This window comes from Aliikangiella litoralis, assembly GCF_052495765.1.
Genome location: NZ_CP199292.1, coordinates 4,032,684 through 4,047,902, shown reverse-complemented (window position 1 = coordinate 4,047,902; position 15,219 = coordinate 4,032,684). Strand labels below are relative to the sequence as shown.

Here is a 15,219-nt window from a genome sequence, read left to right as displayed (position 1 = left end):
AGATTATGTTTGTTCTTTTGAAAGAAATGATATTTAGATTTGATTGAAAAAATATATACTTTATATCAGACTGTTTTAATTTATATGATTCTAATTTATAAGTTTTATGACTCGTATTGATAGCAATCATTCTTGTGGCGATAGTTTATGTTATTTTATTAAACTCAGTTTTCGTCTCTGTTGGATTGAGTGTTGAGCTGAAGATAATTTAAGTGACAATACCTCATTTCAATATGAATTCTAACCTAGATAATATTGAAAATGATTCCTATACTTCTTGAATAACACAAATAACAATAGTTGCTGAGATATTTTTGAAGAGTCAAACGGTGTTACTTTGTCTGTGCTACAAAGGGTTCTACAGTATAAAAAATATTTCATCCTTTATGAGGGAAGCTTTATTGTGTATATCGCTGCTTGTTATAGGATTAGGTGTTTTTATATTTTCTAGTGTTATGGTCATGGCTGTTTCTGGGCAAAAGCCTGATGTTATAAACAATACTCAGAATTTATTAGAAGCGGGTTCACCGATTCTTCGCCAATTTAAACCTAAAGACTATAATGCTCACCTACAAAATTGGGCGGCAGTTGAATCTCGTTCCGGGTTAATCTATATCGGTAACACTAGTGGAGTACTTGAGTTTGATGGGGTTAGTTGGCGATTAATCCCTGTGAGTAACGGTACTATTGTTCGTTCACTTGTTTTAGAGCCTGGCTCAGGGCGAATTTATGTGGGGGCGATCAGCGAACTAGGTTACCTTGAACCTGACTCTCAAGGTAAAATGCATTATGTCTCGTTAGTAAGCCAAATTCCTGAGAGCCAGCGAAATTTTGCAGATGTATGGCAAACATTTTCTACCGACAAAGGTATCGTATTTTCAAGCTTTAAGCGTCTTTATCGGTTTGGGACTAATGGTGTTGAATCTTGGGATCCCAAAAACAGTTTTCACTTTAGTTTTCAAATCGGTCAAAAAATTTATACACGTGACGTTGGGCAAGGCCTTATGGAACTTGGTGGTGATACGCTCAAGCTAGTCAACGGCGGTGAGCGTTTTGCAGGTGAGAAAATATATTCGATATTGCCGTGGCCGGAAAGTTCTGGCAAAGACATTTTGATTGGAACTCGAACCCAAGGTTTCTTTATTTATAACGGAGTAACATTTAAACCTTGGCTGACCGAAGCTGATGAAGCGATAAAAAATAATTTATTATATAACGGTATTGTTTTACCTGATGGACGTTTTATTTTTGGTACATTAAGGGGAGGGGCTTATGTTATTGATAAAAAGGGAGTCTGGCTTGAACATCTAAACTTAAATGATGGTTTAATCAGTAATACCGTTACGGCCTTAATGTTCGATAGCCAAAATGGTTTATGGTTAACCTTATCTGATGGTTTGAGTAGAGTTGAAATAAACAGCAACTTATCGCAATTTACAAAGGCTAATGGAGTCGATGGTGTTGTCGTTTCGATAGATCGCTTTCGTGAGACTTTATATGTTGGCACTACAGAAGGACTGTTTTATCTTAATGTGGGGCCCGATGCTTCTTTTGCCAAGCATCCTGATATCCCTAATTTGGTTTGGGGAGCATTACCGTTTAAAGATAAGTTACTCGTTGCAAATTATCAGGGGGTATATGAAGTAACTGATAGTACAACAAAGTTAATTTATTCAACTAACTCTTACGGATTATCGTCATTAGGGAACAAGGTTTATATAGGTATTCGTAATGGTATAGGGATATTAAAATATGAAAATGAGACTTGGCATAATGAAGGTAACATACCTGGAATTGATGTAGAGGTTCGTCAAATTTTGCCCACCAATGATGGGAAGGCATGGGCTGGAACTTATGCTCACGGGATATTAAGAATTAGTTTCTCAGACAATGATTTAAAACCAACTATTGAGCGCTTTGGTATTGCTGATGGATTACCCAGTATGAGTAGTAATATGCCTCAATATTTCAATGGAAGTCCCATTTTTTTGACTCAAAAAGGTATTTATTATTTTGATGAAGCCGAACGGCGTTTTAAACCTAAACCAAAGTTTTCTCAGTTGTTTTCAGATGAGTCTCGTCATATTTTAGGCCTTATTGAAGATACTAATCGAGGCTTATGGCTTTCAACACTCAAAAGTAATTCTAATACTAATGAAGTGGGTCTTGTAAAAAAAGGGCCAACAGGCGAGTTTCGTTGGCTACCACAATCATTAAGTGGCATAGCTGACAGCGAGATAAATTTATTATACCAAGATGCTAATGGTACACTTTGGTTAGGAGGGAATGATGGTTTATTTCGTTTTGATCCATCTATTAATAAAGATTACTCAAGTCCATTTGAGGTTCGTTTACGTAAAGTAATCTCTGGTGATGGCCGGGTGCTCTTTGCCGGGGGAGGAAAACCTCCTATTATCAACCTTCCATTTAGTGATAACCGATTAAGATTTGAATTTGCAGCATTAAGCTATGATGGCAGTGGTGTTAATCAATATCAGGTGCGTTTAGAAGGCGCAGAAGAGCAGTGGTCTCCGTGGAGTTTAGAAACGTTTAAAGATTATTCTAATTTATGGGAAGGGAAGTACCAATTATTTCTAAGAGCTAAAAATCGTTATGGTGTTACCGTTGAATCAAAGATATATGACTTTCATATTTTACCGCCATGGTATCGAAGTATTTTAGCTTATGTTAGTTATGTATTCATACTTATTGCTTTAACCTGGGGAATGATTCGTTGGCGTCTAGGTTCGTTGCAGGCTCAAAAGCGCTTGTTACGTAAGGAGGTTGCTGAACGGACTCGTCAGCTGGCGACTTTGGGGGCTGTTGGTAGAGAAATAACCGCTACTTTGGATTTGGATGCTGCACTCGAGTCGCTCTATCGCAATATGAATAATATGTTGGATGCAAAAATATTTGGTATAGGTCTATATGACAAGAGCAAACAAGAAATTGAATTTAGATTAGCGATTGAAAACGGGGTACGTTATAAACCGTATAAACGTCAAATGAATGATAAAAATCAGTTAGCTGTTTGGTGTATTGATCATATTGAACCCGTTTTAATTGGCGATTATAGAAAGGAATATAAACGTTATGTAGAAAAATTTAATCCAACTAAACGGATATTAGCCAATGGTGAGCAAGCAGGCCAACCGTTATCGATGATATACGCCCCCATTTTACTAAAAGAAAAAGTAATAGGCGTACTAGGAGTACAAAGTTTTACTGCTAACGCTTATCAAAAACAACATCTTAATTTATTACAGACGCTTGCTAGTTATACGGCTATTGCAATTGATAATGGACGTGTACATGCTGATTTATTAACGGCTTACAAGAAAGTTGAGGAAGTGAGTGTGACCGATCAGTTAACCGGTCTTAAAAATCGCCGCTTTTTAAACCAGCATTTTAATGAAGATATTAAAAAAACATTGCGGGATTATGAAAATTGGAAAGTCGGTGCTAGAGTTGATATGCCTAAAGAGTCCGATCATGTATTTTTTCTTTTAGATTTAGATCACTTTAAACAAATTAATGATACCTATGGACATGCGGCGGGTGATAATGTGCTTGTGCAAATTAAACGGTTGTTAACGCTGGTTTTTCGTAACTCAGATTTTCTTATTCGATGGGGAGGAGAAGAGTTTTTAGTTATCACTCGTTTTACTCAGCGAAGTTCAAGCACGATACTAGCTGAAAGAATAAGAACTGTAATTGAAGAATATGAGTTTGATATAGGTGAGGAGAGAAAAATAAAAATGACTTCATCAATTGGTTTCGCATCATTTCCATTTATTCCTGATAAATACAATGCGTTAACTTGGGAGCAAGTGATTAATATTGCTGACCGCTGCTTATATATGGCAAAGGAAAATCAACGGAATGCCTGGGTTGGTGTTTTTGCTGGTGAAGATATTGATAGTGATGAAATATCATCTTGTTTAGCCGAGCAACAGCAGAACTTGCTTTATAGCAAAGGAATGAAACTGATTACCTCTATGAAAAAAGAGTATAAAGTGATCTGATATCTTAATAAATCTAGCTGATATTGGGTTATTGAATAAATCTGCAATTTGCCCCTTCAAACTAAAAGCACAAACTATACTTCCTAAAGACAGTTTTTTGGCAATTATGAATATTTAGCTTCATATCTTAGCCAACAAATTGACAGTTGAAATTTTTATTTTTTAACCTATTGAAAAATAAAGGTTTTATTATTGCGTTGAAGTGGTATAGCTTTTGCATTGCCTTTCAATATTATCTTTTAGTTTTAAATAAAGCCGATGGAGTTTTTATGGCAAATGATGATCAAGATCTAGAGCTTGACGTTGAAGGTGGAGTTGAGTCTGGAGGCGGTGGTAAAAGTAAGCTGATAATTATCATTATCGTGGCTGCAGTATTACTCCTTGGTGGTGGGGTTGCAGCGTACTTTTTATTAGGAAGTGATGAGACTTCTGATGCTACAGCCGAAACTAGCGAAGAAGGGGAAAAAGTTGAGGTAAATAAAGAGCCGGCCATTTATGTAGGAGTTCCTGAGGCTATAACCAGTAATATTCCAGGTCAATCAAAAAGTCGTACGGTTCAAATTAAAATGAGTTTTATGGTTCGAGGTGATGAGGCCGAAGACAATGTTAAAACGCATATGCCGCAATTAAAAAATGATATTTTAATGTTGGTTAGTCAACAATCTGCTGATGAGTTGAAAACACCAGAAGGCCGAATAAAGCTTCAGGAGCAAGCACTAGAAACGGTGCAGACAACATTGAAAGATTTAGTTGGTGAGCCAACTGTTGAAAAAGTTTTGTTTATTAGTTTTGTAATGCAGTGATAAATTATGTCTGATCTATTAAGCCAAGATGAAATCGATGCGCTACTTCATGGTGTTGATGACGGTGATATTGATGTAGAAGAAGAATCACTTGATCCTAGCGTTGCGCGTCCCTACGACTTTTCTTCTCAAGACCGAATTGTTCGCGGTCGAATGCCATCGTTAGAAATGGTTAATGAGCGTTTTGCCAGACACATGCGTATTAGCCTATTTAATATGATGAGGCGCAGCGCAGAGATTTCAGTGAATGGTATTCAAATGATTAAGTTTAGTGAATACATTCATAGCTTATTTGTTCCTACAAGTCTTAATATGGTGAAGATGAAACCACTTCGTGGTACAGCTCTTTTTACACTCGAAGCAAAACTGGTTTTTATTTTAGTCGATAATTTTTTTGGTGGTGATGGTCGTTTTCACGCCAAAATTGAAGGTCGAGAGTTTACGCCTACCGAACGTCGAATTATTCAACTCTTATTACAACAAGCTTTTGTTGATTTGAAAGAGGCTTGGTCACCTGTGATGAAAGTTGATTTTGAATATATGGACTCAGAGGTTAACCCTGCTTTGGCGACAATTGTTAGTCCATCGGAAGTTGTCTGTGTTTGTAGCTTTAATATTGAGTTAGATGGAGGCGGTGGCAATTTTCATGTGACTATGCCGTATTCAATGTTAGAGCCTATTCGAGATAAGCTAGATGCAGGAATTCAAAGTGATAGAGATGATGTTGATGAGCGTTGGACTGATGCTTTGCGTGAAGAAATTTTAACCGCTGAGGTTGAAGTCAGCAGTACGCTTGTTGAAACAGAAGTGAGTTTGCGCGATGTAATGGAGTTTAAGGAAGGAGATATTATTCCAATAGAAATGCCGGAACAAGTCACATTGTATGCCGCAAATACGCCTTGTTTTAGAGCAACTTTTGGTACTTCAAATGGTTTTATGTCAGTAAAAATTAAAGAAGAAATTTCTCGTGAACATATCATGAGAACATTGTTGGAGGATTAAGTGATGGCTGGTGATGATGATGCTAATGACGATTGGGCAGAAGCTATGGGTGAGCAGGCTGCAAGTGAAGCTCAAGCAGCAGGAATGCCCTCCCTTCAAGAAGATGGTGATGGTAAAAAAGCGGTTGATAATGAAAAGCTTGATGTTATTTTAGATATACCTGTGTCTTTGTCGATGGAAGTTGGTCGAACACAAATTCCAATAAGAAGCTTACTGCAGTTAACCCAAGGTTCAGTTATTGAACTCGATCGGTTAGCAGGGGAGCCTTTAGATGTAATGGTAAATGGCACTATGATAGCTCATGGAGAGGTTGTTGTTGTTAATGAAAAATACGGTATTCGTCTGACCGATGTAATGAGTCCTTCAGAACGAATTCAAAAGTTAAGATAGTGGAACGACGTATGCTTCTTTTACTAAAAACATATCGAGTTGAAAAACTAAATAATAAAATTAATTTTTTTTTAAGTGTTTTTTTGTTGTTTAGTACAAAGCTGGCTTATTCTGCCGAGAGAGTACTGCCTAAAAATATAACGCCGCAAGAGAATATAGTTTCAATGCTATTGGGTTTGAGTGGTATTTTGATCGTTATTTTCTTGTTGGCATTGTTGATTAAAAAGTTCACTTCATTCAACTTGATTTCTAAAAATATTAAAGTGATAGAAACTCAAAGCCTAGGGGCGAAAGAGAAGTTGGTTATTGTTGATATTCAAAATAAACAATATGTTTTAGGGGTAACTCCTCATACGATTAACTCGATTTGTGAATTAGAAAAAAAAATAGAAAAACAAACGCCAAATCTATCTTTTGATAATGTTATGAAGCAGCTTTTAAACCCAACTAAAAACTTTGACAGCATGAAGGGCAGGTATAAACAACAAAAAGAAACAGGCTCGACTGGTCATGGTCATGTTGAAGGTAAGCACTAATGTTGCGCTTATTATTCTTTTTTGTTTTTTTGTTTTCACCAAACTTATTGGCTGATACTGGTCTTCCTGTATTAACCGTCGAAACGAATGAGGCAGGTAACCAAGAATATAGTGTTACTTTACAAATTCTTGGATTAATGACATTACTGACTTTTTTGCCAGCCATTGTTATGATGATGACATCATTTATTCGAGTTACTGTTGTCTTCGCTATTCTTAGACAAGCGCTAGGAATGCAGCAAACACCTTCAAATCAAATTTTAATCGGTTTAAGTTTGTTTTTAACATTGTTTATTATGTCTCCTGTGATTGAACAAGTGAATGCTGATGCGATTCAGCCCTATGTTAGTGAAACAATTACTGCCACCCAAGCTTTAGAAGCTGCACAACAGCCTTTTAGTCGTTTTATGTTAGGACAAACTCGTGAGAGTGACTTGATTTTATTTATGGATTTGTCTGCAACACCTGCTTTAGAGGAAGGTCAAATGCCACCATTTAAAGTGCTAGTTCCAGCTTTTATTATTAGTGAACTAAAAACAGCATTTCAAATTGGCTTTTTACTTTTTATTCCTTTTTTAATTATCGATTTAGTTATTGCCAGTATTTTAATGGCAATGGGGATGATGATGTTATCGCCCTTGATTATATCACTACCTTTTAAAATTATGTTATTTGTTTTAGTTGATGGTTGGGCTTTAGTGGTTGGTACTTTAGCTAATAGCTTTACTTAATAGGAGTAAAAACAATGACACCAGAAGTGGTTGTAGAAGTTTTTAGAAATGCACTTTATATTATTATTTTAATTGTTGCTGCATCAATTGTTCCTGGGTTAATTGTTGGCTTATTGGTTGCTGTTTTTCAGGCGGCAACCAGTATTAATGAACAAACATTATCTTTTTTACCTCGACTGTTGGTTACTTTAGCAACCTTAATGTATCTGGCTAATTGGATCTTTGGAACATTAATTGGATTTGCCAATGAATTATATTTATCAATACCAGAGTTAATCGGGTAGCTGGAGTGTAAGTTGTTATGATGATTGGTGCTGAGCAAATATTAACATTGATGGCTGCTTATATTCTGCCGTTTGCTCGCTTGTCAGGTTTTTTAATGACATTGTCAGTGATAGGTTCAAGAAATTTTTCTGCTCGTTTTCGTCTGTTGTTTGCATTATCTATCACTATTTTAATTGTTCCTATTTTGCCAGAAACTCAACCTGTTCAATTATTTTCAGCTCAAAGTTCTATTTTAGTTATAGAGCAAACTTTAATAGGGGTTGTTCTTGGTTTTGTCTCACGGTTACTGTTAGAAACTTTTGTTGTTGGCGCTCAAATTATTGCCATGCAATCGGGGCTTGGTTTTGCTTCTTTGGTGGATCCTGCAAATGGTAATAGTGTACCTGCCTTAGGACAGTTTTTTTTGATGCTTTGTACTCTGTTATTTTTAGTGATGGATGGACATTCACTTATGATCCGCTTAGTGGTTGAAAGTTTTAGAACCATACCTATTGATTCTGAACAAAGTATATGGACGATGTTTATTCAAATTGTTTACTGGACAAAGTGGGTTTTCGCGGTGGCATTAGTGATGGCTTTAGCCAGTATTGCTAGCTTATTAATTGTTAATATTTCATTTGGTGTTATGACTCGAGCTGCACCACAAATCAACGTTTTTGCCGTTGGCTTTCCGCTAACAATGGTGTCTGGACTTATTTTAGTTTGGGTTACTTTAGCTTATTTTTTACCGCATTTTGAGGGGCAGTTAGCTCGTTCCACCAGTTTAATATGTAGCATGATTGGAACGGAGTGTTAACCCATGGCTGATAATCAAGCGGGTGAAAGATCCGAACAGGCGACACCAAAGCGTGAGAAAGAAGCACGTGAAAAAGGACAGGTTGCTCGTTCACGTGAATTAACAACTGCCATGTTGTTAATTGCTGCTTCAGCAGCTATGTATAGTTTTTCTAATCCGATTGGCTCGGGATTTGCGGCTATAGCTAAACAAGCTTTTTCTCCTTCGAGGCAACATTTTTTTAGTGAAAAATATATGTTGGCTGCTCTGGGAGAGTTGTTATTAGAAGTAATGTTAAGTGTTGCACCATTTTTTTTAGTCCTTTTTGCGATTGCTTTATTTTCCTCTTTGTTAACTGGTGGTTTGTCGTTTAGTGCTAAAGCTTTTTCGCCACAAGCCAATAGAATGTCTTTAGGTAAAGGTTTTAAACGTATGTTTGGGATGCATGCTTTAGTTGAGTTATTAAAAGCTTTAGCCAAAGTTTCTGTGATATTTTTAGTGGGTTATTTTGTTATCGTACAAATATTTCCTGAGTTAATTGCATTAGGTAATGATTCAGTGACCGCTGGTGTAGGTCATGCTATGGATTTAGTTTCACGTAGTTTCTTTTTAGTCTCGTTATCTTTACTACTTATTGCTTTGATTGATGTGCCATATCAAATATGGAACCATGCTAAGCAGCTTAAAATGACTAAACAAGAAGTTAAAGATGAATATAAAGAAACAGAAGGTAAACCAGAAGTAAAAGGAAAAATTCGCCAACTTCAAAGGGAGATGGCACAAAGAAGAATGATGGATGCTATTCCCGATGCAGATGTCGTTGTGACTAATCCTGAACACTATTCGGTTGCCATAAAGTACGATGCAATGCGTTCGAGTGCTCCAATTGTTGTAGCAAAAGGTGCTGATGTTATTGCTATGCAAATTAGAAAAGTTGCTATAGCGAATGATGTACCTATTTTGCCTATGCCTCCACTAGCTAGAGCTATTTTTCATACAACCGAAATTGAACAAGAGGTGCCACAAGGTTTGTATTTGGCCGTGGCACAAGTGTTAGCTTATGTGTTCCAAATGAATAGTTTTGCTCAAGGTAAAAACGCAAAACCTAAACCATTAGGGAATATACCCATACCTGATGAATTTAAATATTAGTTGCCTAATTGACATACATGAGTTGTTAACGAGTGATTATAAGTATTATTAACGTATTGATTTTGAAGAGAATATAATGGTAGGAATTGCAGGTCAAAAATTAGTTTCACGCAGTTTATCAGGGTTAGGTACACCTATTCTGATTTTAGTGTTACTGGCTATGATGATTTTGCCTATGCCTACTTTTTTATTAGATGTCCTATTTACCTTTAATATTTCTTTAGCTTTAGTTGTTTTATTAGCAACGGTTTATGCCAATAGGCCGTTAGACTTTGCAGTGTTTCCAACCATTCTTTTAGTTTCTACATTGATGCGCTTGGCGCTGAATGTTGCTTCAACTCGTGTCGTTTTAATTAATGGACATACCGGGGCTGGAGCGGCAGGACAAGTGATAGAATCTTTTGGGTCTGTCGTTATTGGTGGAAATTATGCAGTGGGTTTAGTTGTTTTTGCCATTTTGGTGATTATCAATTTTGTTGTGGTCACAAAAGGGGCTGGACGGATCTCTGAGGTTAGTGCTCGTTTTACATTAGATGCGATGCCAGGAAAGCAAATGGCCATTGATGCCGATTTAAATGCTGGATTACTGTCACAAGAAGAGGCGAGAACCCGCCGCCAAGAAGTTTCACATGAAGCTGATTTTTACGGGGCTATGGACGGAGCTTCTAAATTTGTACGTGGGGATGCCGTCGCAGGATTATTAATTTTATTAATTAATATATTAGGTGGTGTAGCAATTGGCATGGGGCAGCATAGCCTAGACTTTTCTACAGCAATGAAATATTACGCATTGTTGACAATAGGAGATGGTTTAGTCGCTCAAATACCCGCATTATTATTATCGACTTCTGCGGCTATCATGGTGACTCGTCAAAATGCAGCGCAAAATATGGGAGAACAATTAGTACAACAGCTTGTAACCAATCCTCGTGCTTTATATGTCAGTGGAAGTGTACTTTTTGTCATGGGAGTTATTCCTGGGATGCCACATTTCGCATTTTTATTTCTTGCCTTTGGGGCTTTTGGTGTTGGCTATTATGTACAAAGTAAACACAAGCAAGAAGAAGTAGAAACGGCTGAAAGAGAGCTCCAAGAAATAGAAGCGCCAGATACCCCAACGGTAAAAGAATTGAGTTGGGATGATGTACCGCCTGTTGATCAAATTGGTTTGGAAGTTGGCTATCGTTTAATTCCGATGGTCGATCCCTCTCAAGATGGAAAGTTAATGGGAAGAATAAAAGGTGTACGCAAAAAAATATCACAAGAGCTGGGCTTTTTAATTTCTCCGGTGCATATTCGAGATAATTTAGATTTATCACCCAATGCTTATCGGATTGCAATTTTAGGTGCGACAGTTGGTGAAGCAGAAGTTTATCCTGAAAAAGAAATGGCCATTAATCCTGGTCAAGTTTTTGGGGCATTAGAAGGAATTGCAGCCAAAGATCCCGCTTTTGGTTTAGAAGCTGTATGGATTGAGAGTGAGCAAAAGGATAATGCTCAGGCTTTAGGTTATACCGTAGTTGATGCTAGTACTGTTATTGCTACTCATTTGAGTCACTTGGTACAAAATCATGCTGCTGAGTTGTTTGGTCATGAAGAAGCAGAGCAAATGCTAAAAGGGTTAGCCAAATCTGCCCCTAAACTGGCTGAAACTCTCGTACCTGAAAATATTACTCTTGGAACCTTGGTTAAGGTATTACAAAGTTTACTTTTAGAGCAAGTACCGCTAAAAGATATGCGAACGATCGCCGAAACATTGGCGGAGTTTTCTAACCGGAGTCAAGATCCTGCCGTTTTAACGAGTGCTGTCAGAATTGCGCTAAGTCGGTTAATTATCCAGAATATCAATGGGTTAGCGCCTGAAATTCCCGTAGTAACTTTAGCTCCAGATTTGGAACAGATATTGCAGCAGTCATTAACATCCAGTAGTGGGGATGTTGTTGGGATAGAGCCTGGCTTAGCTGACAGAATTCAATCTTCACTGAAAGAAGTTGTTGCGCAGCAGGAAGCGGCTGGTCAGCCTGCTATTTTATTAACTGCGCCGGCACTGAGATTATCTTTAGCTAAGTTTGCTCGGTTTGGTATTAAAGGGCTACATGTTTTGAGTTACCAGGAAATTCCTGATAACAAACAAATTAAGGTGATCGCAACAGTTGGTAATGTGAATCAGAATTAGGTGTAAAGCACAAACTGAAACAGATTGCAGCGTGACATTGGTTTAGAGAGTGAAATAATGAAAATAAGACGGTTTTATGGTAATAACATTCGTACGGCGTTACGTTTAGTCACAGAAGAATTTGGTGAAGATGCTGCTATTTTGTCAAATAAAAAAGTGGCAGGCGGAGTAGAGGTGATTGCGGCGCTTGACTATGATGCTGATCTAATGCCCACCAAAATAGAATCGGCTAATGCTTTACCTAACCAGCCTGAGTCTATCGATGAGAATAATATTGGTGTAGAAACCGTCAGTGAGCAACCTAAGAGAAAATCAACGGTCAATCATCAATCGACAACCGCAGATTTAACGCAGTCACAATTAACAGAGCATTCGAAAAATTTAATTAATCGTTTGTTGAATCAAGAGACGAAAGGTGTTCCTGACAATAAGGCCGAGTTGAACCAGTCTGAAGTAAGTCGCTCATTTGCACAAACTTTAGGCGGCTTGCAAGAAGAGAACTCTCAAGAAACGTTATCGGCTCCCAACTTTTCATCGGATACAGTAACTCCTTTAGTGAACAAAACTCAGGTGGAGTGGAGCCTCGATCCAAGTCTGCAGGCAATGAAAGAAGAGCTTGGTTTGATGCGCTCTATGATGTCAGAACAATTAAAAGGTATTGCTTGGAATCGTTATTCTGAAAGCGATCCTGTGAGTGCAATGATAATGCGTCGTTTATCTAAGCTGGGGCTAGACAGCGAGATATTGAATTCATTGTTGCCATATGTAAAGAATGAATCAGATAGTGAATGTGCATGGCAACATATATTAGCTGTACTGGCAAAATCTTTACCAGTTGCCAATAGTGAGTTAATTGAGTCAGGTGGGATTTTTGCCTTTATGGGGCCTACTGGCGTTGGTAAAACAACGAGTATTGCTAAGTTAGCTGCTCGTTATGTGATTAAACACGGTATTGATTCTGTTGCATTAATCACCACTGACAATTATCGAATCTCAGCGCAAGAACAGCTTGCATCATTTGGTAAAATCCTACAATTACCGACGACTAAAGTATCTCATGGGCAAAGTTTAGATGAGGCTTTGAATAAATTTGCTGATAAGCGCCTGATACTCATTGATACTGCTGGTATTAGCAGCTCAGATGAGCATTTAACAAAGCCGCTAGAGATGATTCAAAGTTATCGTAAACCAATAAAAAAGCTGTTGTTGATGTCTGCGACTAGCCAAGGTCGAGTATTACAACAGTGCTTGTCACTTTTTGGAACCTACTCCCCAGATGGCATTATCGTCACAAAGCTGGATGAAGCGGCTAGTTTAGGTGAGTTGTTAAGTGTTGTAATTAAAGCCAATATTCCAATGCTCTATACCACAGATGGCCAAAGAATACCTGAAGATATTCGAATTGCCCGTAGCCATCATTTAGTATCTAAAATGGTTTGGTTAGCAAACAAATATGATAGAGAAATCGACGATTGGGCATTAGCTCAATCAATTGAACAGGCGAGGTCAGCATAATTGACCTTTTTAGTTAATCAGAAGCGCAAAGATCTTAAAATGTTCTATGCTTAAGTAATTAATATTTAAGTTTTATGAGTGTTTTAGTTATAGAAAATCTCGTGCTTTCTTAGGAGATGCTGTTTTTGAATCAAGTTATTGATATTTCGCCAACTAGCTCATCCAAACCCGTTAAAGTCATAGCGATAACGGGAGGTAAGGGGGGCGTCGGAAAAACTAATGTCTCAGTGAACCTATCGGTTGCTCTGAGTCAGCAAGGTTTTCGTGTCATGTTATTAGATGCTGATTTAGGGTTAGCGAACGTCGATATTATGTTAGGGCTTTCGACTAAAAAGAATCTTTCACATGTTTTGAATGGCGAATGTGAACTGCGTGATATTGTTATTCAGGGACCTCATGGGCTACAGATAGTACCTGCCTCTTCAGGCACTCAAAATATGGCTGAGCTTTCAGTGGTGGAACATGCCGGTATTATTCAAGCATTCAGTGAAATAGGTAAAAATTTAGATTTCCTTATTGTTGATACTGCTGCTGGAATTACTGATATGGTGGTTAGTTTTACCCGCGCATCACAAGATGTTTTAGCGGTGGTTTGTGATGAGCCTACTTCAATCACAGATGCTTACGCTTTAATGAAAGTGCTTAATCGAGATCATAACCTTGTCCGCTTTCATGTTTTGGCCAATATGGTTAGAACTAGTCAAGAAGGACGTGAATTGTTTGCTAAGTTAAATGGGGTGTGCAGTCGCTTTTTGGATGTAACGCTTGATTATATGGGATCGGTCCCATTTGATGAAAATGTTCGTAAATCAGTGAAAAAGCAAAAGGCACTTGTTGATGCATTTCCACGCAGTCCTGCATCCATTGCCATTAAGAGTTTAGCTAAAAAAGTACAAACTTGGCCTATGCCAAGAGATGCGAGTGGACACATTGAGTTTTTTATGGAGAGATTGGTTTCTCAAGCAGTTTGATATTGTTAGAGAGAAGTAACAATTATTAACAGAAATTGGTATATTAAAATAATCAATGTTCATAATCATTAATGTGATATTTCATAATAAGAAGTATAAACAGTCAATATAAGGTTGATAGAGTGACAGGTGCAGATACCTACAGTCGAATTCAGCAGGACGACTTTGCGACGCGTTATGCGCCCTTAGTTAAACGTATTGCCCATCATTTGCTGGCACGATTACCCGCTAGTGTTCAATTAGAAGATTTACTACAGGCTGGAATGCTTGGGTTATTAGAAGCTCGTAGCAATTTTGATGCGAGCAAAGGAGCAAGTTTCGAAACCTTTGCTGGCATTCGCATTCGAGGCTCTATGATCGATGAGATTCGTCGTGGTGATTGGGTACCTCGTTCTGTGCATAAGAATTCACGAGCAATTGCCAGTGCTATACAAGAGATCGAGCAGCGAACTGGAAGGGATGCTCGTGATACAGAAGTGGCGGAAGCATTAGGTGTAGAAGTCGAAGAGTACCGTCAAATGCTAATGGATGTTAGCAATGGTCATATGATGGATTTTGATGGGTTGGGAGTTTCTGAAGATTATTTTAGTCAGGGACTTTCTGATAACTCAATGACTCCCTTAGAAAGAATTCAGAAAGAGGATTTCAGAAATTCACTCGCAGGTGCTATTGCTTCTTTGCCTGAAAGAGAAAAACTGATTTTAGCGCTCTATTATGATGAAGAATTAAACCTGAAGGAAATAGGGGAAGTACTTGGGGTGAGTGAGTCAAGAATCAGTCAAATCAATAGTCAAGCCATGCTAAGACTACAATCTCGATTAAAAGATTGGAAGAAATAGGTATTCTTGACTAAATTTA

General features: G+C 37.8%; 13 protein-coding genes. All 13 read left to right on the top strand.

Going from position 1 to position 15,219, the window contains the following annotated elements:
* Positions 1 to 401 precede the first annotated feature (401 nt).
* The 13 genes from ACT5E3_RS16785 to ACT5E3_RS16725 all read left to right on the top strand — a co-directional run bounded on the left by ACT5E3_RS16785 (position 402) and on the right by ACT5E3_RS16725 (position 15,200).
* Positions 402 to 4,025: a diguanylate cyclase gene (locus ACT5E3_RS16785; protein WP_444994694.1), complete on the top strand. Its 3,624-nt coding sequence runs from the start codon at positions 402 to 404 to the stop codon at positions 4,023 to 4,025.
* Positions 4,026 to 4,294: 269 nt separating this feature from the next.
* On the top strand, positions 4,295 to 4,828 hold the full coding sequence (gene fliL / locus ACT5E3_RS16780) for a flagellar basal body-associated protein FliL (RefSeq protein ID WP_444994693.1): 534 nt from the start codon (positions 4,295 to 4,297) through the stop codon (positions 4,826 to 4,828).
* 6 nt (positions 4,829 to 4,834) lie between these two features.
* Entirely contained in the window at positions 4,835 to 5,830 is a 996-nt protein-coding gene (gene fliM, locus ACT5E3_RS16775; RefSeq protein WP_444994692.1) for a flagellar motor switch protein FliM, read from the top strand.
* A gap of 3 nt (positions 5,831 to 5,833) precedes the next feature.
* A complete protein-coding gene (gene fliN, locus ACT5E3_RS16770; RefSeq protein ID WP_444994691.1) occupies positions 5,834 to 6,220 on the top strand; it encodes a flagellar motor switch protein FliN in 387 nt (128 codons plus the stop codon).
* Between the two features lie 11 nt (positions 6,221 to 6,231).
* The gene (fliO, locus tag ACT5E3_RS16765; RefSeq protein ID WP_444994690.1) at positions 6,232 to 6,756 is read left to right on the top strand and encodes a flagellar biosynthetic protein FliO; all 525 of its coding nucleotides are present in this window, start codon (positions 6,232 to 6,234) and stop codon (positions 6,754 to 6,756) included.
* Positions 6,756 to 7,487 carry a flagellar type III secretion system pore protein FliP gene (gene fliP / locus ACT5E3_RS16760; RefSeq protein ID WP_444994689.1) on the top strand — a complete coding sequence of 244 codons (732 nt, stop codon included), beginning with the start codon at positions 6,756 to 6,758 and terminating at the stop codon, positions 7,485 to 7,487. Before fliO ends, fliP begins: the two co-directional genes overlap by 1 nt.
* 14 nt (positions 7,488 to 7,501) lie before the next feature.
* Entirely contained in the window at positions 7,502 to 7,771 is a 270-nt protein-coding gene (locus ACT5E3_RS16755; protein ID WP_444994688.1) for a flagellar biosynthetic protein FliQ, read from the top strand.
* A gap of 17 nt (positions 7,772 to 7,788) precedes the next feature.
* Positions 7,789 to 8,568, top strand: coding sequence for a flagellar biosynthetic protein FliR (fliR, locus tag ACT5E3_RS16750; RefSeq protein ID WP_444994687.1), 780 nt, complete (start codon positions 7,789 to 7,791; stop codon positions 8,566 to 8,568).
* A 3-nt stretch (positions 8,569 to 8,571) separates the two neighbouring features.
* Entirely contained in the window at positions 8,572 to 9,699 is a 1,128-nt protein-coding gene (gene flhB, locus ACT5E3_RS16745; protein ID WP_444994686.1) for a flagellar biosynthesis protein FlhB, read from the top strand.
* A 76-nt stretch (positions 9,700 to 9,775) separates the two neighbouring features.
* The gene (gene flhA, locus ACT5E3_RS16740) at positions 9,776 to 11,875 is read left to right on the top strand and encodes a flagellar biosynthesis protein FlhA (protein ID WP_444994685.1); all 2,100 of its coding nucleotides are present in this window, start codon (positions 9,776 to 9,778) and stop codon (positions 11,873 to 11,875) included.
* 57 nt (positions 11,876 to 11,932) lie between these two features.
* On the top strand, positions 11,933 to 13,390 hold the full coding sequence (gene flhF, locus ACT5E3_RS16735; RefSeq protein ID WP_444994684.1) for a flagellar biosynthesis protein FlhF: 1,458 nt from the start codon (positions 11,933 to 11,935) through the stop codon (positions 13,388 to 13,390).
* Between the two features lie 125 nt (positions 13,391 to 13,515).
* Positions 13,516 to 14,361 carry a MinD/ParA family protein gene (locus ACT5E3_RS16730; RefSeq protein WP_444994683.1) on the top strand — a complete coding sequence of 282 codons (846 nt, stop codon included), beginning with the start codon at positions 13,516 to 13,518 and terminating at the stop codon, positions 14,359 to 14,361.
* A 122-nt stretch (positions 14,362 to 14,483) separates the two neighbouring features.
* The gene (locus ACT5E3_RS16725; protein ID WP_444994682.1) at positions 14,484 to 15,200 is read left to right on the top strand and encodes an RNA polymerase sigma factor FliA; all 717 of its coding nucleotides are present in this window, start codon (positions 14,484 to 14,486) and stop codon (positions 15,198 to 15,200) included.
* Positions 15,201 to 15,219: the final 19 nt, after the last annotated feature.

Bases quoted from the DNA above. Each gene is read 5' to 3' on its own strand.
- fliL (WP_444994693.1), top strand. From the start codon at position 4,295: ATGGCAAATGATGATCAAGATCTAGAGCTTGACGTTGAAGGTGGAGTT.
- fliM (WP_444994692.1), top strand. From the start codon at position 4,835: ATGTCTGATCTATTAAGCCAAGATGAAATCGATGCGCTACTTCATGGT.
- fliN (WP_444994691.1), top strand. From the start codon at position 5,834: ATGGCTGGTGATGATGATGCTAATGACGATTGGGCAGAAGCTATGGGT.
- fliO (WP_444994690.1), top strand. From the start codon at position 6,232: ATGCTTCTTTTACTAAAAACATATCGAGTTGAAAAACTAAATAATAAA.
- fliP (WP_444994689.1), top strand. From the start codon at position 6,756: ATGTTGCGCTTATTATTCTTTTTTGTTTTTTTGTTTTCACCAAACTTA.
- ACT5E3_RS16755 (WP_444994688.1), top strand. From the start codon at position 7,502: ATGACACCAGAAGTGGTTGTAGAAGTTTTTAGAAATGCACTTTATATT.
- fliR (WP_444994687.1), top strand. From the start codon at position 7,789: ATGATGATTGGTGCTGAGCAAATATTAACATTGATGGCTGCTTATATT.
- flhB (WP_444994686.1), top strand. From the start codon at position 8,572: ATGGCTGATAATCAAGCGGGTGAAAGATCCGAACAGGCGACACCAAAG.
- flhA (WP_444994685.1), top strand. From the start codon at position 9,776: ATGGTAGGAATTGCAGGTCAAAAATTAGTTTCACGCAGTTTATCAGGG.
- flhF (WP_444994684.1), top strand. From the start codon at position 11,933: ATGAAAATAAGACGGTTTTATGGTAATAACATTCGTACGGCGTTACGT.